Raw genomic sequence first — 19,319 nt, forward strand, 5'->3', positions numbered from 1 at the left:
TTCAATCATATATATAGAAAGGAAGCTATTGATAAAATAATACAAATAGCTTCCTATTTTTTACTTTTTCTTGTTGTATCCTCTTTCTTCATAGGGTTGAAGCTGGTCTAACCACTTGGATTCAAGTTCCTTCAAGGCTTCTTTTTCATTGAAATAAGGGTCATCTTTCTTTTTGAGCGTTTCTAATTTTTCAATACTAAATGCACCTGCACCATAATGACTCCAGTCTTCTTGCAGCTCTTTGTTCGTGGGTGCGGCTGAGCCAGCTTCTAAACTGAATTTAAGTCCGTTTAATGTTTTGAAATTTCTTGTGCTTCCGATATACAGTTTTCCGTTTTGGTTATTTTTAATCTGGAAAACACCACCCTCAATCGGGGTTTCCATATATAACTGTTTTAATTCTTTTTTTCGGTCCATAAAAGACACTCGCTTTCGTTGGTTATTTTCCAATAGGGATAAGGAATCCTATTTTTTTAGCCAATATTGACTCCCATCCATTTTTCTTTCTAAAAACCCATAGCTAATTAAATATCTCCTAATTAGAACATGATCATCATATATATCTTTTAAAATCTGATTGATTTCTTTTTCTGTATAAATGGTATTACTTTCGAAGCGTTTAGCTATTTCTCGAAGAACTATAAGTCTTTGTTTTTCTTTCGGCGGAAATTTTGTTAATCGTCCATTTATCCCCTCAGGAAAAAACTTCTCAGTGATTTCTTTTTGTTCCTTTTCAGTAACTGCATACCGATCATCAACCATTGTCGCTGTTTTATGTGGCGGGACAAATGCTGGTGCATGCTGATCTTTTTCTTTTAAAAGCTCCATAATAGTTAAAAAGGTCCGTGCTTGACGTTCTTTCTCTTTCAATGCAAATCGATGGTGTCTAATCGTAGAGGTGCTTCCGATCTCCATCTCAGACTGAACTTCTTTATCACTTTTGCCTTGATAAAAAAGACGAAGGAGCTGATTTTGATGATCAGTAAGTCCAGTCAGTTTTTTATCAAGACCAATTAAATAATCAAATACAGATTGGTGGGAGCTTTCGATGTGAACACGCATATATCTTTCGGCTTCATAAAAAATTCCTTCGAGGGGGTAAATGATCCCTTTTTTGATTTTCTCACCACACAAAAGACAAACATATGAATCTGACTCTTCAATAAATCCTTGTTTTAGCTCTTCCAATGACGCATTCCAAAAACTTTCTGAAATATCCATTATTCAAACACATCCTGTCATTGTTGGTAATTATATAAACAAATTAATAAATCGTCTGTTTGATAATGAATATACTAATCTGAAGTTCCATTTTTGTCAATCGAAGGAACAAACAATATGAAGAATTGTTTAACTATATGCAAACAATTAATAAAAATATGCAAAATCTGGGTCGATGTACCTGCCCGTTTGACCCATAAAAAGATTGTATTTAAAGGGCATATTTGTTATTATAAATATCGATATTATGAAATGGAGGTTTTCCTTGTGACAGCATCAATGAGATTACGATTCCCATTATTCATTCGTTAATTGAATACGTTTGAAAGCTCTGCCTACGTTCAGAGCAACGGGATTGGTCTGTCTAATTTTAAGGAAACCTATATTTAACGGTTATTTAAAAGAGGGGGCGAGTGCTCCCTCTTTTTGTTGTCCAAAATATATGTAGAATTGATCGGCATAATGAATGTAGGTGAAGGGTATATTTAAAAAATTATGAATAGAAATGAGTTGTTAGTTTATGAATACAAACGAAAATAATTTCAAGGAGAATTGGTTTAGGAATATTGTTCTCTTCTTAACTAGCCAGACGATTTCACTTTTTGGATCGTCACTGGTTCAGTACGCCATTATGTGGCATATTACTTTAGAGACGGAATCCGGTTTAATGATGACGTTGTTTATCATTTGCGGTTTTATTCCAACCTTTATTTTGTCGCCTGTTGCAGGGGTTTGGGCGGATCGCTATAACCGCAAAATGCTGATTATTTTAGCAGACGGTCTCATTGCCATTTCAACACTGATTCTTGCGATTCTCTTTTTAATGGGATTTGATGCAATTTGGTTGCTATTTGTTATGGCGGCTGTTCGTGCCTTTGGAACGGGAATTCAAATGCCAGCTGTTGGTGCGATTCTACCGCAAATTGTTCCAAAGGATAAACTGACAAAGGTGAACGGAGCAAATGGAAGCATTCAGGCTGTTATCATGTTCGTATCACCAATGGTCAGTGCAGCGCTTTTAGGATTGACCTCGATCGAAATGATATTCTTTATTGATGTGATTACGGCAGCAATTGCAATCTTCACATTGCTTGTTTTCTTGAAAATTTCTGTGCATGAAAAGGCAGCAGAAAAACAAACAACAAGCTACTTAAGTGATTTTAAACTAGGGTTACACTATGTGAATAACCATAGTTTTCTAAAGACATTCTTCTTATTCTTTGCAGTGTTTTTTGTATTAATGGCGCCAGCAGCATTTTTGACGCCACTGCAGGTTACACGAAGTTTTGGTGGTGACGAATGGCGATTGGCTGCAATCGAAATTGCCTTCTCCATTGGCATGATGGTCGGTGGAGGAATAATTGCTTCATGGGGAGGCTTTCCAAATAAAATTAAAACATTAGGTTTCGCAAGTATTATTATGGGGGTTTGCACGTTTGCACTTGGTATCGTTCCGAATTTCTGGGTTTATTTTGCCTTCATGGCTATATTCGGCGTTGCTATGCCAATATTTAATACACCAGCCACTGTATTGTTACAGGAGAAAGTAGAAGAAGATTATTTAGGAAGGGTATTTGGTGTAATGGGGATGATCTCTACCTCAATGATGCCGCTTGGAATGCTCATCTTTGGTCCAATTGCAGATTTTATCAAAATCGAATGGCTGCTAGTAGGAACTGGAATATTCATTGTGATCCTTGCCGTTTTCCTAGGGCGAAATAAAGTATTAATTGAAGCGGGAAAACCTGCATTAGAAGAATCGTAAAGTTAAGAGCGAGGGCTATTTTGCCCTCTCTATATTTATAGAATTAAGTATTGCTCGAGGAGGTATTTAATCATTAATGAAACCTAGAATCACTGTAATTACATTAGGTGTGGATGACTTGGAAAGAGCGTTAACGTTTTATCGGGATGGACTGGGACTTCCAACAGAAGGTATTGTAGGGGAAGAATTCGAGCATGGAGCAGTTGCCTTTTTTAACCTACAAGCAGGTTTGAAGCTTGCTATTTGGAAACGTGAAGATCTTGCTTATGAGGCAAAGGTGACACAGACTCCAGCAAGTCCAACTGAATTTACAATTGGTCACAATGTGAGTAGTAAAGAAGAGGTAGATAGGGTAATTGAAGAGGCTGAAAAAGCGGGTGCAACCATAACAGACCCAGCACATGACACCTTTTGGGGAGGATATTCTGGTCATTTTCAGGATCCGGATGGCCATTTATGGGAAGTAGTCTGGAATCCAGCTTGGGAGCTTGAGAATTAGATATCAAGCTGCTAAAAAATACTACAAGGTTTGAAAAGGCTGTATGTGGTTTACACATACAGCCTCTTTAAGTCATAACGATCAAAATTGTGAGAGTGCAGGTTATTGGTAACTATCAAATTTACTTCATTATTGATCCGATTGAGAGACGAGACCACGGCCAATGAAGTTCGCTGATACTGGTTTTTTCCCTACTTCTCTTGCCCAAATAGAAAGTTGACCGATATGGTGAATTTCATGTGCGATAACATGTCTCATTACTTCACCCCAAGTATCTGTTACAATTTTTCCGTTTGGTAGGGTATCGTAAAATAATTGATTTTCCATACTATCATCCCAGTTGTTTACAAAATTCTCCACTTCTGTACGAAATTCAGAGTCCAATTTTCGAACGAGATGCAAGCTTTTATGATCATCAAAGCTTTCCTCAAAATCAGGTTTACCTTGTAAAAGACGAATCCAGCTCCATTCCACATCAATGATATGAAAGAGTGTCTGGAGTATACTGCCGACTCCTCCAGTTCTGGCTTGTAGAAGTTCCTCTTCACTTAGCTCTTCACACCACTGATACCATTCTTCTCTTACCATCCAGTTATAGCGAAAAAATGTTTTCAATCATATCCCTCCAAATTTAGAAAAAATCAAACGATCCACTAAATTATCTATTTTTATTCTTTTTTTGAGTGTTTGAAATTTGCTTCCACTTTGCTTTTTCTGCTATTGCAGCCCGTCGATTGCTTTTTCTTTCTAAGAAGGCAATTGTAAATGCTTTCTTTTCCAAAGTAAATAGTTTTTGTAAATTTAGGGATTGGTGAAAGGTACCGCGTCCCACCATTTGCATACTTATTGGGAAAGTGAACCTGTCCCTCTGTCCCGATGTAAATAGTGCAACGGGATTATTTATTGTAAAAAATTCGTTTAGTTTATGAAAATATATCCTCATTAATCAATCTACTGTAAAGGTTTGTCAAAAATCTGTAAATACGCTTTTTTTTGAAAGCTAATGTGGTTAAATGGGGATGTAATTCGAAAGGAGGCTGCGCATGAGTCAGGTTGAGTTGGTTAACATCTCCAAATCATACGATAAACAAAAGGATGTATTGAATGGAATCAATGTAACAATAAAGAAAGGGGAGTTTTTTGTACTTGTTGGTCCTTCTGGATCTGGGAAGAGTACGTTGCTCAGAATGATAGCGGGACTCGAAGAAATTTCTGATGGGATTTTAAAGATTAACAATGAGGCAGTAAATCATCTCCCTCCGAAAAATCGAGATTTATCGATGGTCTTTCAAAATTACGCTTTATATCCACACTTGACGGTTGAGCAAAACATTCTGTTTGGTTTAAAAGCTAGGAAGGTGGATAAACAAGAACAGCAAAGAAGACTCAGAGAAGCAGCAGACATCTTAGGGTTAAGTGAATTATTGAGCCGGAAGCCAAGGGAGCTATCGGGTGGTCAAAGACAACGTGTGGCACTTGGCCGTTCGGTAGTGAGTCACGCTCCTTTATGTTTAATGGATGAACCATTATCTAATCTGGACGCAAAGCTTCGCGCAAATATGCGGGTTCAAATTCGGAGATTACAGAAGCGCCTAGGTCTAACGATGATCTATGTTACCCATGATCAAGTCGAGGCAATGACGATGGGTGACCGTATTATGGTGCTTAATGAAGGCAAAATTCAACAGGTAGGAAAACCAATCACTCTATATAATGAACCTGAAAATTTATTTGTTGCATCATTTATCGGTTCCCCAAAAATGAATCTTGGAAAAGCAGTATTTTCAGAGGATGGGACACAATTAATCATTGAAAATCAAATCTATCTTTCAACAGATCCAATGATTTTAAAGGACATACCGAGAAACCAGAATCTCGTTGTAGGCATTCGCCCTGAACATCTAATTTCAGGTCTTGGTAAAGAAAATTATAGTACATACTTAGAAGCAGTAAATGTGGAGCAACTAGGAAATGAAACATCCGTTGCTTTCGATGTTGGGACTGAATTATGGACGGCCAAATGGCCGGGGCAATGGAGAATCCAATATGGACAAAGGGTTCCTGTGCAAATCGCCCCTGAATATATTCTATTTTTTGATGGTGATTCTGGAAAGTTGCTTAAAGCTGCTAACTCTGGGAAAAAACAAGAGGTTGCAGTGATATGAGTATGATGAGCCCCATTATCGAAAATAAAGAAACCATTACCGTCCAAATTGATAGAGCAAAGAAACAAAAAAGGGTCACTAGTTTGCTAAAAGGGATTCTATTTTTATTCCCATCTATTGTTTTATTTAGTGTTTTCGTGTTTTATCCTTTGTTTCGGACCATGTATTTAAGCTTCTTTTTGACGGATGCTAAGGGAGCTACAACTGTCTTTGTGGGTTTAGAAAACTATCTGTATATGTTTACCGATCCTATTTTTCTAAAAAGCTTCAAAAATACTTTTTTGTTTGTACTTTATACGGTACCAGCAACTGTGGTGATTAGCTTATTTTTAGCTGTCATTTCCAATGAAAAACTAAAGGGAATTGGCTTTTTTCGGACCGTTTTTACATCAACCATGGGAATATCGGTTGCGGCGGCTTCTGTATTTTGGTTGTATTTATTCAATCCAACAATGGGGCTATTGAACCAAATACTTAACATGTTTGGTGCTGAATCGATTGGTTGGCTTACGGATCCGAAATGGGCAATGATTGCAATTGCGATTACTACCATTTGGATGAATATTGGTTTTACATTTTTAATCTTGCTAGGTGGACTCCAATCTATCGATTCTTCCTTATATGAGAGTGCGGATATTGAGGGTTCGGGGTATTTTTATAAGTTTAGAAGAATCACGGTTCCTATGCTTTCTCCGACCTTATTCTTTGTGATTACGGTGTCCATTATCAATTCGTTCCAAACATTTGGTCAAATTGATATATTAACTCAAGGTGGACCAGCAAATGAAACGAATTTAATCGTGTATTCCATTTACCGTGAGGCATTTGTGAATTATCAATTCGGGTCAGCAAGCGCCCAGGCCATCGTGTTATTCCTACTTATATTATTGATGACTGCACTGCAATTTAAGCTGGGCGAGAGGAGGGTCCACTATCAATGATGATGTCATGGGGGAGAAAGGTAACCTTCTATCTTTTATTGATCGTATCAGCCATTCTAATAGCTGGCCCTGCTGTTATGGCGATAGTCATGAGTTTCATGACGAATCAAGATATATTGACTGCCAGTTTGCCGACTACACTTTCAGTAGATAATTATGTTGCAGCCTTTGAACGATTTCCTTTAATGAAATATTTATTTAATAGTTTTGTAGTATCAATTGTCATCATGCTCGGACAACTGGCTTTATCAAGTCTAGCAGCTTATGCCTTTGTATTTTTAGAGTTTAAAGGTAGAGATGCATTATTTTATCTTTTTATTGCAACCATGATGGTTCCTTTTGAAGCATCGATCATTCCAAACTTTCACATTATCCGTGATTTTGGCTGGCTTGATAGCTATGCTGGATTAACGATTCCATTTTTTGCAACGACCTTTGGAACCTTTTTGCTGCGACAACAATTTAAACAAATTCCTAAGGAGTTAAGGGAAGCAAGCCAAATCGCTGGAATTGGTGATTTTAGATTTTACTTAACGGTCGTGTTGCCTGTATCAAAAACAAGCTTAGTTACATTGGGGATTTACGGTTTTTTAACATCGTGGAATATGTATTTGTGGCCTCTTTTAGCTACTACAAACGATACTGTACGTACAGTACAGATTGGCTTGAAGCAATTACAAACACAGGAACAATTAAATGAATGGGGCGTTATCATGGCAGGTGCCGTTATCGTAATCATCCCAACATTAATTTTACTTTTCTTAGGACAAAAGAAGCTTCAAACAGGTTTAACAGAGGGCGCTGTAAAATAACAGATTCCTCGAAAATATACCAATATCAAAGGAGTAATTTAAATGAAAAAAATCATGATGATCCTTGGATTAGGATTGGTTTTACTTCTAGCAGCTTGTGCTGGAGGAGAAGCAACAACTGGCGAAGGTGATCAAAAAACGGGCTCAAGTAATGGCTCAGATTCTGAAGGAAAAAGTGAAAAACAGACCGTAACATTCTGGCACTCAATGGGTGGAGCAGGTCAAGAAGCATTAAATAGTATTGTCGAAGACTTCAATGGTTCACAAGAAGAAATTCAAGTAAATGCAGAATATCAAGGTACATATGATGAATCATTAACAAAATTTAATGCTGTTGCTGGGACGGATAGTGCTCCGACAATGATTCAAACATTTGAAATCGGAACAATGTCTATGATTAATAGTGGAAATATTATTCCGATTCAGGAATTAGTTGATGCAGATGGTTATGACATGAGTGGATTAGAAGAAAACATCATTAATTACTATTCATTAGATGGTACATTTTATTCGATGCCTTTTAACTCTTCAACACCAGTTATGTACTATAACAAAGATGCATTTGAGGCTGCTGGTTTAGATCCAGAAACTCCTCCAGCTACTTATGAAGAAGTCGAAGCAGCTGGTAAAGCAATTGTTGAATCAAATCCAGAAATGAAAGGCTTCGCTTTACAAGCATATGGTTGGTTATGGGAGCAATTATTAGCAAATCAAGGTGCTTTATTACTAAATAATGACAATGGACGTTCTGACACACCAACTGAAATTGGATGGACAGAAGAAGAAGGAAAGTCAATTTTTGAATGGGTTAAACGAATGGTAGATGACGGTACATTTGCGAATTATGGAACGAATGGAGATAACATGGTTGCTGGATTTTTAGCAGGAGATGTATCCATGTTCTTACAATCTTCTGCAAGTGCAAGAGATGTTATAGATAATGCTCCTTTTGAAGTAGGAATTGCATTCCTTCCACACCCTGAAAATAAGGAACGTGAAGGGGTCGTCATTGGTGGAGCGAGTCTTTGGATGATCGATGAAAAACCAGAAGCAGAAACGAAGGCAGCATGGGAATTTATGAAATATTTACAGACTCCAGAAGTCCAAGCTAAATGGCATGTTGGTACTGGATACTTTGCGATCAATCCAGATGCCTATGAGGAACAATTGGTAAAAGATGCACATGCTGAAAAGCCACAATTACGTGTCACAGTTGAGCAATTGCAAGCAGCGAAAGCATCATTTGCTACGCAGGGTGCATTAATGGATATGCTTCCACAAGGAAGAAAAGTAATGGAGACTGCTCTTGAATCCGTATATAACGGAGGATCTGTTGATGAAGCCTATATTACTGCAGTAGATCAATTTAACAAAGCAATTGAGCAGGCAAATAAAGCTAGAGCGAAATAATTGAATGAGTGAGAGAAAAGTGTGGATACCACGCTTTTTTCTTAGTTCCCAACATCATTTTAATAATAGTAAGGAAGGAATGGTTTTCGATGACAAAAATTTATGGGCACCGTGGGGCAAAGGGAATATATCCGGAAAATACGTTACTTAGTTTTAAAAAAGCAATTGATCAAGGTGTTGATGGGTTGGAATTAGACGTCCATTTGACAAAGGATGGGGAAGTTGTTGTGATTCATGATGAAACACTTGACAGAACAACAACTGGAACGGGTTGGATTAAGGATATGACGTTAGCTGAGATCAAAAAATGTAGCGCTGGAAAACCGTTTACTCACTTCGACAAATACGAAGAAGATTGGGATAACGAACAGGTACCAACATTAGAAGAGGTTCTGGGATTATTGGCTCCGTATGATCTTGAACTTAATATCGAACTAAAAACCTATTCCGTACCTTATGAAGGAATTGAGGAGAGAGTTCTAAAAATCGTTGATCAGTATGGAAACGATCGGAATGTGATTTATTCATCATTCCATATACCATCGATTTTACGAATGAAGCAGCTTGATCCAAACACGAAAATAGCGTGGTTACTAAATGATGCCATTTCTCTTCCACACGATTATATTAATATGTTAGATTTAGAGGCTTTACATCTAAACAAAACAATACTCTTACCAGAAAGAGAAATATTCCAGGAACTCCTACAATTTAACAAACAATTCCCGATGTACCTTCCTATTGAAATATTAAATTATCTCAACAAAAGAGCGAATGAGGATTATGTTGTGAGTTTAGAAGGTCTATACGATAAGGTGCGGGTTTGGACTGTCAATGAACCAGATGAGATTGAAAGATTATTTAAAATGCAAGCCGGTGCGATTATAACTGATTTTCCAAATCGCGCAATACGGATAAGAAATGAACAGATGAAGTTAGTATGAAGGGTTAGTGGAAATTGGTGAAGGTACCAGGTTACGATTTTTTTTACAAAAGAAACAGAGGGACAATGAACTGTCCCTCTGTTTCTTTTAGTTCTTTTAGACTATGCACCTGCTTAATGTAGGCCAAAGAGATTATTTCTTCGGTGCTTACATTCTTTTATAATTGAAATATTATGGAAAGTTTTTCTATCCATCTTTTCGTTTGGAAAAATAGGCATTAAGTCATTAAGAGTAATAAATGGGTTCCGGTAAATGGAAGACTGAATCATTAAAAGGAAGTGATAAATCATGTCATCAAGAATTGTGTTTAAAACGAATGCGGTGATTAGCGCGAAAGGTGATTTGACTCAGAGTTTGGCAAAGTTGAACAGTACACATAGTAGTATTGCCACAATACGCGGGAGCATTGATCCCAAAATCTTAAATAGAAGCGGTATTGGCTCAAGGCTTGCAGGAATCGGGCGTGAATTAGAGAATGTAGAGAATATGGTAAATCGGGTCAAGACTTTTACATCGGCGGCGGTTGAACAATACTCAACGGCTGAGTCGCAGGTCAATAAACAAGGTCAAGCACTTGTCGCACAATCCAATTTAATAAAAAAGATTCTAGATGAACGAATGGCTAGTAATGCATATGAATTTTATAATAATACAATTGGAAGAGTACAGGACCTTTTACATGGCTTACAGTATTCAGCAGGTGCCGGAATCATGCATCTTCTTGGGTTTAAATACACTCAACTCGAGGGGCTTCTACGTAGATTTGATCTTGCTGATGATGTGTTAATTGGAAAATATAAACTTCCATTAGGTACTGCAATCAAAGGTATTGAAAATTCAAAGTTCCATTTTTTAGCGAAAATGATGGTTAGTCCATATGGAGCGCTCAGGTACGGAAGTAAACCATTATCAGAACATCTTTATAAGAGATTCGCAAACTTCTTCCCTAGTGACATTGTTAACTTTAGTAATAAAATAACATCGTTGAAACAGGCTATTCAACAGAGTGGATTAGGGTTTTCGCTGGTCAAAGAGCATGCGGGTGGCATTTTAAAAACAGGACTGAAAGTGGTAAAATCAAATGCCCTTTTAGCTGGTGTGATAACGGCTGGAACCGAGGCAGTAGGTGCAACTATGAAAATCAGCGAAAACTATTCAATTTATGGTGGAAATGTTGAAAAATTGAAAGAAGAAAATGCAAAGGTTGTAGGTGAAGCGGTTTGGAAAACAGGTGTTGTAACAGCAACATCTGTTGGAGGAGCTGTTATTGGAGGTGCGATAGGATCCCTTGGTGGTCCAGTAGGTACAGTGGTCGGTGCCACCCTCGGTGGTATAGTTGGCAGCATGGCTGGAGATATCATCGCCGGAAAAACAGCAGGCTGGGCAAAGGATGTCGCCGTTAATTTTAAAGATCAAATTCACTCAGTAACTGAAGAAGTTCGTTCAGGCGTTGAATCAGTAAAAGAAGGATTTAACAATGTAAAGAACTTCGCGGGAGATTTATTAAGTGGCTCAAAAAAATTCTTCGGCTTTGGCTGATCGTGGATTAGTAATTTGAACAGGATTCATCAACAATAATTGATTTTTTATGTTAAAAATAGGAGGCAGTAATGGAACAAATTTCACTTTCAATTGAAGAATTAATCTATTGCTTTTATAGTGAGGGATATTTTGAACAAGGAAATGCACTTAAACAAGTCTATTTTGGGGAGCTTGATGATGACAAAATGGATTTGCTTTTACAAATTACATGTCGATCTCTCTTAGCTAAAAAACTAGTACATTATGAAAATCACAAATTTACTTTATCAGATGAATTGGCAGATATTGTTTCAACCTTAAATTATTCAGAACAATCTATTAAGGCTTCACGTCATGCAAATGGTGGTAAAGGAGAGGAACAGATTTCCTATCACTTTGGTAAAACAGGTATTATTCAGCATGAGTTGATATTTGATGAAATGGTGCATGTATTTACCTTTGTTTCGATGAAGGATGTGAGTGAGTCGATTTCTGAGTATTATCGGGTAGGAAATGCTTCAGGGTCTAGACAGGATCCATTGCACTTGACACAAGCGGAATTTGAGGAATTACTTTTAGCATTAAACGATAATAAAAGTAAATTTGAACAACCACCTCTAAAAGAAGAGAAAAAGCCTTTTAATGCTATTTTAGAAGAAACCAACGGCTTACTAAATACATTGCTGTTTTTAAAGTTTAATGAAAACAAAGAGCCGTATGCAACAAATATTGTTATGTTTACAAATCGTGCCAAAGATAATTGGATCATTGAAAAAAAGGATGATCTTTTTGAAGTTCAACCGTGTCATACAAAAAGTATTAATCTCCTCTTAGAAAACAACGTATCTCCTTTTAAGGAAACTGAGGGGGAACTTACGCATGGAAAATAATATTAAGATAACGAATGACAGGGTTGATGTGGTCTATCTGTCATCCTGGGCAGGTTGTATGGTGTTTGGAAGTGGGTTAATGACCGCCGCGGGACTATTCACCCTCTTTTACATTGTACCCAATTCAGGTATTCTAAGAGCATTCCTTGCCATCATTATTGGCATCATTGGTACATTATTTTTCGGAAGCATTTTATTGAGGATTTTATCTGTTTTACTGACTGGAAAGGCATTATTTACCGTGGAAGATGGGAATCTGAAAGGTAGGAAAAATGTCATTCCGATAAGAGAAATTAAAGATATTTATTGGGGCGGGGCTTCCTTAAAATATATTATGGTAAAAACCCTTAATAATAAAAAAATAAAACTTTCTACCTACAACCTAGTGTCCGAACAACCTGTTAATCATGTAATCGAAACATATGTCATCCCATACGCAAATCCTGAATTAAGAAATAACTGGGAAAAACGAAAGAGAAAATAGGGACGTAGTGCTGTTCCTCCCTCTGCCGTGATTCCTATCACTAAATTTTTCGTGCATATAACGTATGCTATAAGAAATGGTAATGATAAATACGAAAAAATGGTGAAGGAGGCTGGGGGATAAAATGATATTAGATGATCCAAATAGTGCGCCACTGCAACAATTAAAAGACGAGCATATTTCGTTGAGGGCAGACATGGACCGTTTCTATGAGATTGCGGAAGAAATAGAGTTCGAATCCGGTCCGGAAGTGCTTCAATTATTTGGGGATTTATTTGAGCGGGTTTCAGCCTTCAACAGTAAGCTAGCCGCACATTCGAAACGTGAGGAAGAGGGCTTGTTCCCGTTGATGAATCGCCATCTCGGAGAAAACGATCATACCATTGAAACGATGGAATATGAGCATCATAAGGCGGAACAGCATCTTCGGGATTTTTTTGATGAAGCTGCCAATGCGAAGGAAACAATGGATGAATACGATGCACAAACTATTACCGTTTACGCGGTCCAAGCGTATGCGACATTAACACAACACTTCGCCAAGGAGGAAAATATGCTGTTTCCATTAGCGGAGAAAATATTGTCAACTGAAGAAATGGAAGAGCTTGGGCAAATGCTCCGTAATTGAAAAAATAAGGCCTTGAATTCAATTAAAGAATTCGAGGTCTTTTTGAATTCATCCGGGACTAAATAACTAAAAGTTCCCTCTTTTAAAAATTTTTCAATAAAGTGATTGACAGATATGAAATTTCCGTGTAATTTAATAATCAACAAACAACTAAATTACCATTTTATTCTTATCCAGAGAGGTGTAGGGACTGGCCCGTTGAAGCCTCGGCAACAGACATTTTGTACTGTGCCAATTCCAGCAAGCGTCAAGCTTGAAAGATAAGAAGAGTGTATTTGAATTATTCACGTATGCCCTCTTCTTGTTAGAAGAGGGTTTTTATTTTGTGCAAAAAGAACCGATTGCTAAACTGGTCAACCAGCAGCAATGAAATGATACACATCTTTATCAAGGAGGAGTCACATGGCAGCGTTAGATGAAGCAAAGGTAAAGCATATTTTATCTACCTTAGAGAATCTGGAATTTGGATCTATTGTGATTACCGTCCACAACGGGGAAATTACCCAAATTGATGCGACGGAAAAGAGACGTTTTACATTGCAAAAATCGACATCAAATCAACCAACGCATAAATATACCAAATAATTGCCGATTAGACCACTAAAGGCATCTTTATTTTCAAAGCGTCCATCCATGACGTTTTGGATAAAGATGCCTTTTTTTATTCCAAAAAGAAAGGATGATCAATATGAGTGAAATCGTTATTTTATCAGGGAGCCCTTCAGAAAAGTCCAGAACAGATTTGGTTCTGCAATATGTTGGAAAAAAGCTTAAACATGAAGGTTTTTCAGTTACACATGTATCCGTTAGAGATATTCCGGCTGATGACGTATTTAATTTGAAGTTTGATAGTCCAGCTCTAAAGAATTTAACATTACAAATTCAAGAGGCAGAGGGAGTGATTGTAGGATCCCCAGTATACAAAGCAGCATACACAGGTGTTCTGAAGGCTGTTCTGGATTTGCTTCCCCAAGATGTATTAGCTAAAAAAACAGTTTTACCAATTATGACAGGCGGAAGTCCTGCACATTTGCTAGCGATTGACTACAGCCTTAAACCATTATTGGCTGCATTAAAGGGCCAAAGCTTACAGGGAGTGTACTTTCAGGATTGCCAAATTGATAAAGCACAAGCAGTCAACCCGATTATCGATGTGAATGTGTTAGAAAGACTGAAAAAGGAGCTTTATTACTTTATTAATGAAGTTAAACAGAATAAAGATTTCGCCATAAAAAGTTAATTGAAGAGGAGCTAATTTACAATGACAAAAAAGAGAATTTATTTAAATGCATTTGATATGAACTGTGTGGGGCATCAATCTCCAGGTTTGTGGACACATCCAGAGGATCAGTCCTATCGTTATAAAGATAGCGAATATTGGATTGAACTTGCGAAGCTTTTAGAAAAGGGCAGATTCGATGCTATTTTTCTAGCAGATGTGTTAGGGCAGTATGACGTGTATCAAGGGTCTAGAGATGCTGCGATCCGACAAGGTACACAATCACCTGTTAATGATCCATCGCTTATTGTGCCTTTAATGTCTGCGGTGACAAAGCATTTGGGCTTTGGTGTCACTGCATCCGTTACGCATGAGCATCCGTATACATTTGCTCGCAGGATGTCTACACTGGATCATATTACAAAGGGGCGTGTAGGCTGGAATATTGTCACATCTTATTTAAAAAGCGCCGCTGTGAATATCGGAATGGAAGACCAAATCAAGCATGATGAACGCTACGATATCGCCGAAGAATATTTACAAGTTTGCTATAAATTGTGGGAAGGCAGCTGGGAGGATGATGCTGTTTTACAAGACAAAGAGAATCGAATATTCGCCGACCCAAGCAAGGTCCATGATATCAATCATGAAGGGAAATATTATAAAGTCCCGGGTGCCCATTTATGCGAGCCGTCCCCACAAAGAACGCCGGTGCTGTATCAAGCAGGAACATCAACAAAAGGTCGGACTTTCGCAGGAAAACATGCTGAACTAATCTTTATTGGAGCACCCACTAAGAACGCAGCGAAGCACTCAGTAAAGAAACTGCGTGAAGAGGCAATTAATGCTGGAAGAGAACCTGAAGAATTAAAAATACTTGCTTGTATAACTCCGATTGTCGGTCGAACAGAAGAAGAGGCATATGAAAAATTCAATGAGTATCAAAAACATGTAAGCTATGAAGGCGCACTAGCACTTCTTGGTGGTTGGACCGGAATTGACTTTTCTGAATATGGTCCCCATGAAAATCTTAAGTTTGTAAAAAATGATGCGATTCAATCAACAGTCGAAAACTTTACAAAAATTGATTCCGATAAAAATTGGACGATTGAGGAAATCGAAAAATATACCGGAATCGGAGGATTAGGCCCTGTAACCGTTGGCAGCCCAGAACAGGTTGCAAATGATTTGGAGAGTTGGATAAAAGAGACCGGTGTAGATGGATTTAATATTGCATACGCGATTACTCCTGGTACTTTCAAAGATTTCATTGAGCTTGTTGTTCCGGTATTACAAGAAAGAGGCCTTGTCCGAAAAGAATACGAAGGCAACACACTAAGAGACAGCCTATTCGGTCAAGGCAGCCAATTACCGGCCCATCACCCAGGAAAGCAATACACCAAAACCCCTGCATTACAATAGGTTCATTTATCCATTATTGAGTGATTAATATCATAACAAAAGACTTCAAAAAATGGTCTAATGGTGGTAGAAGCTCAAAAATGGAGGTATGAATAATGGCGACTATTAAAATCGAAAAAAATGATTTAATTCTCGAAGCAGGGCTGGAAGATTTAAAGACAATCATTGATGAAGCCACAGCAAATCTAGATTTGTATAAAGAAGAAATCTCAGTCATTTATGAGAAAATGCCGAAGTTTGATTATGTGTACTTTTGCTTTTATGCCTATTCCACCTATCGACTTTTAGAAAATGCTTTGAAATTCAATACAGATGAGGTGGGTCATTTCCGTCTGATCGCTCCAGAATCATTCTACTATGCGTTTTACGGAATGATTGCAACATTGCATACAGAACATAATATAAAAATTGAAGCGTGAATAAGGGATAAAAAAATACCACCTGCCTTTTTCGCTTAAATAATGAGCCAAAAGAACAAAGTTTTATGTTCGATTGGCTCATTTTTGCCACTATTCGGCTTTTACTAGGATTTTTATGTGATTTCTTTCTTTAAGAAGACCTTCGAATCCTTCTGTAACAACTTCATCAAGTGTAATGCGTTTTGTTACAAGTTTTTCAGCAGGGAAATATCCTTGGGCCATTAAATTAATAACAGCCGGAAATACATCTCGATAACCGATAATACCTGTTACAGTACGTTCTTTCATTACGATATTTTGCGGATGTATAGAAGCTTCTGTTTCAAAAATGCTGACAATCATTGTTTCACCATTGAACTTAGTAGAATTTATAGCTTGTACCAAGACAGGTGGAACCCCTGTAACTTCATAAGCAACATCAACACCACCATTAGAAAACTGTTGAATTTGCTCTACCACATCGCCATTATTTGGATTAATTCCAATTGCCCCAAGTTCTTCTGCTTTTTGTCTTCGTTGTTCCGAAAGCTCTACTGCATAGATTTCGGTTGCGCCTGCAGCTTTGAGGGCCTCAATCACTAATAGACCAATTGGACCAGTTCCAAACACTGCAGCTTTATCGCCTACTCGAAGCTTACTTTGTTTCACAGCATGAAGTGCAACAGCTGCCGGCTCAACAAGTGCCCCTTGTTCATAAGATACTGTTTCAGGAAGTTTATGTAACATATGCTCAGGAACAGCGGCAAATTCAGAAAATCCTCCGCCGCCTCCAGAAAGGCCATAAAAGCCCATTTTATCGCAGAGGTTATATCTTCCTTGTTTGCAAGCTTGGCATTCCCCGCAAGAATAGATTGGCTCAACTGCAACACGGTCACCAACCTGTACCCGAGTTACACCTTCTCCAATTTCAATAACTTGGCCAGAGAACTCATGTCCCATAACAATTGGTGCTCTATCACGGGTTATAGGATGTGGGGTTTCCGATGGAATAAAAATAGGTCCTACTGTATATTCGTGTAAATCACTACCACAAATTCCACACCACTCTACTTTAAGTTTTACCTCCCCTTTTTTTGCCTTAGGTTCTTCAATGTATTCTAATCGTAAATCTTTTGCTTTATACCATCTAAGTGCCTTCATGATCCTCAACCTTTCAAAAATAAAATAGTAGATTCTCAAATACAATATCAGTATAACAGTTATAAATAGAAAAATATGGGTAGAATATTACGATATTGTGAATCTTTTCACATAGTTGGCTGGCAAGTCCAAATAAAAAACTACCCTCTTATCCGAAGAAGGGCAGTTTTACAGTAGTCCATTGGACATCATTACTTCACGCTATCCCATGACACTTTGAAGACTTTTTTCCATAGAATTAGCAAAATGAGGATGGCCATTGCCAGATAAATATACAGCCCATATGGGAAAAGCAAACTGATTAGATGGAGTCCCGCAAATAGACCTGCCAGTAGCATTAATAGAAAAATCATGCCACCATTTCCTGCACTATAGGTTTCAAACGATTGGGAAAAAGGAAGGGCCTTTTCCAAAATTGCAAAGCAAAGTACTGCATAAATCAGTGCGCTGACAATTACTAGAATCAGGTCAGGTATAATCCTTACTCCATAAATAGGGACAAACACAAGACTCAGTAGTAAATAAATTGGAAAATACAGATTCACAATAAAAGCCTTTATCGTACCACTAAAAATCGATTTTGGGCTTTTTAAAGGTGGAAGCTTATAAATCCAGGCTCCCTTATGTGTACCTGTGTATTTAAGTGTGATGATTACGGTTGGCATCATCATCAAGCTAAAATAGATATTTAAATAGGACTTGCCTTCTCTAATCAGATTAAAAGATTCCTGGGTGAATTCATCCATAAATGTAAACAAGAAAATGAATGGTATCACGACCGAAAAGGCCAGTGAAGGATAGACCTTTAACTTAAAATCCCTCTCATTTTTTAACATCATTCTAGAAAACTGATAAAACACTCTTTCTTCTTTTGTTGGGCAAATAAATTTTTTAAAAGATTCACTAAGCTTTAGACGTCTATTCTTTCTTCCTTTATTATGCTGGGAAAGCTTTTGAAGATTTCTCTCAAAAGCAGGAGTCAAGCGTGAGTAGATCCAAATCGAAACAAACGGGATAATAACACCTAGCCCTGCAAGTAATAAAAAGAAGGGTTGTGTACCACCGTTCATGACCAACTCTATTATAACCCCATACCATATTGGAAAAACAAAGATATGCCACCATGCCGGCTCAAGGTTGACGGAAAGGTTTACGATTTCAAATGATCGAACGAGAAGCTGGTAGCCGATCATAATTGAAAAAGACAAGCCGATTTGGACATAATTAATTAAATCCTTTAGTTTTTCTCCATCAAAAAATTGAAGGATAATTAAATAGATTAACGCTGTCATAGCAATAATCAATACATCTATTAATATGACATTTAAAAACCCAACAAGAAAAAACAAAATGCCGTGTTTAAAAAGTCCTACAATGATCGATGGCCCCGCCAAAGCAATGGTCATCAAGGATAAATAAATCAGAATATGAGTTAGTTTCGCGGCACTGATTGTTTTTCGATCAATTGGTTTAGGATAAAGAATGTTTCTGTCACGAATATCAAGGAGCACAGACGAAAAATCAGAAATCAATGAGGTCATTAAGAAAAAGATGATCATTCCAAAAACAAGGCTCATTTGAAATAGGTAATTGTCCCCTATAATGATAAAAGGAATTAAAAAGAGCCCAAACAATAAATAGATCCACAAGGATAATAGATAATGATTTTTCTCTTTATTATCCTTTTTGTTATTTTGTGAGAAAATGGTCGGCACACGTCGGCGGTCCATAACGAGCTTCGCCTGTAAAATTTTTCTCATCATTCGATAATCAATACCAAACCTATTAAAGACTTTTTCAAAACGATCCAACAGCTTTAAAGAAGGAAAGTCCTGCATA

General features: G+C 37.5%; 20 protein-coding genes and 1 riboswitch. Of the genes, 15 read left to right on the forward strand and 5 right to left on the reverse strand.

The features are described 5' to 3' along the window. Positions 1–60 precede the first annotated feature (60 nt). Together LKW28_RS12955 and LKW28_RS12960 are read right to left on the reverse strand one after the other, a co-directional pair. On the reverse strand, positions 61–417 hold the full coding sequence (locus tag LKW28_RS12955; RefSeq protein WP_229140789.1) for a GIY-YIG nuclease family protein: 357 nt from the start codon (positions 415–417) through the stop codon (positions 61–63). Positions 418–465: 48 nt separating this feature from the next. Continuing rightward, on the reverse strand, positions 466–1,221 hold the full coding sequence (locus LKW28_RS12960) for a DUF2087 domain-containing protein (protein WP_229140790.1): 756 nt from the start codon (positions 1,219–1,221) through the stop codon (positions 466–468). Positions 1,222–1,741: 520 nt separating this feature from the next. On the opposite strand from LKW28_RS12960, the gene LKW28_RS12965 reads away from it, so the two are divergent. Further along, positions 1,742–2,986, forward strand: a complete 1,245-nt coding sequence (locus LKW28_RS12965; protein ID WP_229140791.1) for an MFS transporter — start codon at positions 1,742–1,744, stop codon at positions 2,984–2,986. A 76-nt stretch (positions 2,987–3,062) separates the two neighbouring features. Further along, positions 3,063–3,485: a VOC family protein gene (locus LKW28_RS12970; protein ID WP_229140792.1), complete on the forward strand. Its 423-nt coding sequence runs from the start codon at positions 3,063–3,065 to the stop codon at positions 3,483–3,485. 129 nt (positions 3,486–3,614) lie between these two features. Here the strand turns inward: LKW28_RS12970 and LKW28_RS12975 are convergent, their stop codons facing one another. Continuing rightward, positions 3,615–4,100: a DinB family protein gene (locus LKW28_RS12975; RefSeq protein ID WP_229140793.1), complete on the reverse strand. Its 486-nt coding sequence runs from the start codon at positions 4,098–4,100 to the stop codon at positions 3,615–3,617. A gap of 428 nt (positions 4,101–4,528) precedes the next feature. On the opposite strand from LKW28_RS12975, the gene LKW28_RS12980 reads away from it, so the two are divergent. The 13 genes from LKW28_RS12980 (at position 4,529) to LKW28_RS13040 (ending at position 16,340) form a co-directional block, all read left to right on the forward strand. After that, complete coding sequence (locus LKW28_RS12980) at positions 4,529–5,650, forward strand: ABC transporter ATP-binding protein (protein WP_229140794.1); 1,122 nt, start codon at positions 4,529–4,531, stop codon at positions 5,648–5,650. A 5-nt stretch (positions 5,651–5,655) separates the two neighbouring features. After that, entirely contained in the window at positions 5,656–6,591 is a 936-nt protein-coding gene (locus LKW28_RS12985) for a carbohydrate ABC transporter permease (protein WP_229140912.1), read from the forward strand. Positions 6,592–6,593: 2 nt separating this feature from the next. Then, positions 6,594–7,403 (forward strand): carbohydrate ABC transporter permease, encoded by an 810-nt coding sequence (locus tag LKW28_RS12990; protein ID WP_420708874.1) that lies wholly within the window; start codon positions 6,594–6,596, stop codon positions 7,401–7,403. Between the two features lie 42 nt (positions 7,404–7,445). Next, the gene (locus LKW28_RS12995) at positions 7,446–8,813 is read left to right on the forward strand and encodes an ABC transporter substrate-binding protein (protein ID WP_229140796.1); all 1,368 of its coding nucleotides are present in this window, start codon (positions 7,446–7,448) and stop codon (positions 8,811–8,813) included. A gap of 89 nt (positions 8,814–8,902) precedes the next feature. Further along, the gene (locus tag LKW28_RS13000) at positions 8,903–9,757 is read left to right on the forward strand and encodes a glycerophosphodiester phosphodiesterase (RefSeq protein ID WP_229140797.1); all 855 of its coding nucleotides are present in this window, start codon (positions 8,903–8,905) and stop codon (positions 9,755–9,757) included. Positions 9,758–10,045: 288 nt separating this feature from the next. Then, positions 10,046–11,296, forward strand: a complete 1,251-nt coding sequence (locus LKW28_RS13005; protein ID WP_229140798.1) for a hypothetical protein — start codon at positions 10,046–10,048, stop codon at positions 11,294–11,296. 71 nt (positions 11,297–11,367) lie between these two features. Then, positions 11,368–12,168 (forward strand): hypothetical protein, encoded by an 801-nt coding sequence (locus LKW28_RS13010; RefSeq protein WP_229140799.1) that lies wholly within the window; start codon positions 11,368–11,370, stop codon positions 12,166–12,168. Further along, positions 12,158–12,652, forward strand: a complete 495-nt coding sequence (locus LKW28_RS13015; RefSeq protein ID WP_229140800.1) for a DUF5381 family protein — start codon at positions 12,158–12,160, stop codon at positions 12,650–12,652. The genes LKW28_RS13010 and LKW28_RS13015 overlap by 11 nt, the downstream gene beginning before the upstream one ends. A gap of 124 nt (positions 12,653–12,776) precedes the next feature. Then, entirely contained in the window at positions 12,777–13,280 is a 504-nt protein-coding gene (locus LKW28_RS13020; RefSeq protein ID WP_229140801.1) for a hemerythrin domain-containing protein, read from the forward strand. Between the two features lie 166 nt (positions 13,281–13,446). After that, a riboswitch (SAM riboswitch) is annotated at positions 13,447–13,547 on the forward strand. A 135-nt stretch (positions 13,548–13,682) separates the two neighbouring features. Continuing rightward, positions 13,683–13,865: a YezD family protein gene (locus LKW28_RS13025; RefSeq protein ID WP_229140802.1), complete on the forward strand. Its 183-nt coding sequence runs from the start codon at positions 13,683–13,685 to the stop codon at positions 13,863–13,865. Positions 13,866–13,968: 103 nt separating this feature from the next. Next, on the forward strand, positions 13,969–14,520 hold the full coding sequence (gene ssuE / locus LKW28_RS13030; protein WP_229140803.1) for an NADPH-dependent FMN reductase: 552 nt from the start codon (positions 13,969–13,971) through the stop codon (positions 14,518–14,520). Between the two features lie 21 nt (positions 14,521–14,541). Next, the gene (locus LKW28_RS13035; protein WP_229140804.1) at positions 14,542–15,921 is read left to right on the forward strand and encodes an LLM class flavin-dependent oxidoreductase; all 1,380 of its coding nucleotides are present in this window, start codon (positions 14,542–14,544) and stop codon (positions 15,919–15,921) included. A gap of 95 nt (positions 15,922–16,016) precedes the next feature. Then, a complete protein-coding gene (locus LKW28_RS13040; protein WP_229140805.1) occupies positions 16,017–16,340 on the forward strand; it encodes a hypothetical protein in 324 nt (107 codons plus the stop codon). A gap of 90 nt (positions 16,341–16,430) precedes the next feature. On the opposite strand, the gene LKW28_RS13045 is transcribed toward LKW28_RS13040, so the two are convergent. Both LKW28_RS13045 and LKW28_RS13050 read right to left on the reverse strand, forming a co-directional pair. Further along, positions 16,431–17,480, reverse strand: a complete 1,050-nt coding sequence (locus tag LKW28_RS13045; RefSeq protein ID WP_229140806.1) for a 2,3-butanediol dehydrogenase — start codon at positions 17,478–17,480, stop codon at positions 16,431–16,433. A 191-nt stretch (positions 17,481–17,671) separates the two neighbouring features. Further along, complete coding sequence (locus LKW28_RS13050) at positions 17,672–19,318, reverse strand: hypothetical protein (RefSeq protein ID WP_229140807.1); 1,647 nt, start codon at positions 19,316–19,318, stop codon at positions 17,672–17,674. Position 19,319 lies beyond the last annotated feature (1 nt).

Source organism: Bacillus sp. REN16 (assembly GCF_020731355.1).
GTDB lineage: Bacteria > Bacillota > Bacilli > Bacillales > Bacillaceae_L > Ferdinandcohnia.

Coding starts and splice junctions, on each gene's coding strand:
- LKW28_RS12955 (WP_229140789.1), bottom strand. CDS start 417: ATGGACCGAAAAAAAGAATTAAAACAGTTATATATGGAAACCCCGATT.
- LKW28_RS12960 (WP_229140790.1), bottom strand. CDS start 1,221: ATGGATATTTCAGAAAGTTTTTGGAATGCGTCATTGGAAGAGCTAAAA.
- LKW28_RS12965 (WP_229140791.1), top strand. CDS start 1,742: ATGAATACAAACGAAAATAATTTCAAGGAGAATTGGTTTAGGAATATT.
- LKW28_RS12970 (WP_229140792.1), top strand. CDS start 3,063: ATGAAACCTAGAATCACTGTAATTACATTAGGTGTGGATGACTTGGAA.
- LKW28_RS12980 (WP_229140794.1), top strand. CDS start 4,529: ATGAGTCAGGTTGAGTTGGTTAACATCTCCAAATCATACGATAAACAA.
- LKW28_RS12985 (WP_229140912.1), top strand. CDS start 5,656: ATGAGCCCCATTATCGAAAATAAAGAAACCATTACCGTCCAAATTGAT.
- LKW28_RS12990 (WP_420708874.1), top strand. CDS start 6,594: ATGTCATGGGGGAGAAAGGTAACCTTCTATCTTTTATTGATCGTATCA.
- LKW28_RS12995 (WP_229140796.1), top strand. CDS start 7,446: ATGAAAAAAATCATGATGATCCTTGGATTAGGATTGGTTTTACTTCTA.
- LKW28_RS13000 (WP_229140797.1), top strand. CDS start 8,903: ATGACAAAAATTTATGGGCACCGTGGGGCAAAGGGAATATATCCGGAA.
- LKW28_RS13005 (WP_229140798.1), top strand. CDS start 10,046: ATGTCATCAAGAATTGTGTTTAAAACGAATGCGGTGATTAGCGCGAAA.
- LKW28_RS13010 (WP_229140799.1), top strand. CDS start 11,368: ATGGAACAAATTTCACTTTCAATTGAAGAATTAATCTATTGCTTTTAT.
- LKW28_RS13015 (WP_229140800.1), top strand. CDS start 12,158: ATGGAAAATAATATTAAGATAACGAATGACAGGGTTGATGTGGTCTAT.
- LKW28_RS13020 (WP_229140801.1), top strand. CDS start 12,777: ATGATATTAGATGATCCAAATAGTGCGCCACTGCAACAATTAAAAGAC.
- LKW28_RS13025 (WP_229140802.1), top strand. CDS start 13,683: ATGGCAGCGTTAGATGAAGCAAAGGTAAAGCATATTTTATCTACCTTA.
- ssuE (WP_229140803.1), top strand. CDS start 13,969: ATGAGTGAAATCGTTATTTTATCAGGGAGCCCTTCAGAAAAGTCCAGA.
- LKW28_RS13035 (WP_229140804.1), top strand. CDS start 14,542: ATGACAAAAAAGAGAATTTATTTAAATGCATTTGATATGAACTGTGTG.
- LKW28_RS13040 (WP_229140805.1), top strand. CDS start 16,017: ATGGCGACTATTAAAATCGAAAAAAATGATTTAATTCTCGAAGCAGGG.
- LKW28_RS13045 (WP_229140806.1), bottom strand. CDS start 17,480: ATGAAGGCACTTAGATGGTATAAAGCAAAAGATTTACGATTAGAATAC.
- LKW28_RS13050 (WP_229140807.1), bottom strand. CDS start 19,318: ATGCAGGACTTTCCTTCTTTAAAGCTGTTGGATCGTTTTGAAAAAGTC.